An 885-nucleotide genomic window follows, 5' to 3' on the forward strand; every position below is an offset into this window, starting at 1 on the left:
TCGGCTCTGTTGCAAACTCTGACACGGTTTCCAAGATTGGGCTCATGTACTGTCAAGGTCAGTTGCGATGAACGATTTCAAAGGACGGCATTTTACCGGCGAGGTCATCCTATGGGCGGTGCGCTGGTATTGTCGATACGGCATCAGCTACCGTGATCTCGAGGAAATGCTGTCCGAGCGTGGGATCGATGTCGATCATACGACGATCTATCGCTGGGTGCAGCGCTACGCGCCGGAGATGGAGAAGCGTCTCCGCTGGTTCTGGCGGCGCGGCTTTGATCCGAGCTGGCGTCTGGATGAGACCTACGTAAAGGTGCGGGGCAAATGGACCTACCTGTACCGGGCGGTCGACAAACGGGGCGACACGATTGATTTCTATCTGTCATCGACACGCAGCGCCAAAGCGGCGAAGCGCTTTCTGGGCAAAGCTCTTCGTGGCCTGAAGGACTGGGAAAAGCCGGCCAAACTCAATACCGACAAGGCACCCAGCTACGGCGCAGCAATCGCTGAGCTGAAACGCGAAGGCAAACTGGCGGCGGAAACCGAGCACCGGCAGGTGAAATATCTGAACAACGTGCTCGAGGCCGACCACGGCAAGCTGAAGATGCTGATCAAGCCGGTACGTGGCGTCAAGTCGATGCCAACGGCCTACGCCACGATCAAGGGCTTCGAGGTCATGCGCGCCCTACGCAAAGGACAGGCCCAGGCATGGTGCCTGCAGCCAGGTATCATGGGGGAGGTGCGCCTGGTTGAAAGAGCATTCGGAATTGGACCCTCGGCCCTGACCGAAACCATGATTATGCTCAATAAGCATTTCGCCAATGCTGCCTAATCCCCCAACTGGGTGACGCCGCGCGGCCGTGCCCCATGTTTGCAACAGAGCCA

Annotated in this window: 1 protein-coding gene; it reads left to right on the forward strand. The window is 58.1% G+C overall.

Going from position 1 to position 885, the window contains the following annotated elements; translation table 11 throughout:
• Window positions 1-67: 67 nt before the first annotated feature.
• Window positions 68-832: an IS6 family transposase gene (locus tag AC58EF_RS28555; protein WP_497279745.1), complete on the forward strand. Its 765-nt coding sequence runs from the start codon at window positions 68-70 to the stop codon at window positions 830-832.
• Window positions 833-885: the final 53 nt, after the last annotated feature.

It is taken from the genome of Sphingobium sp. WR1 (assembly GCF_059693745.1).

Excerpts from the sequence above, each read along its gene's own strand:
- AC58EF_RS28555 (WP_497279745.1), top strand. The coding sequence starts at position 68 with ATGAACGATTTCAAAGGACGGCATTTTACCGGCGAGGTCATCCTATGG.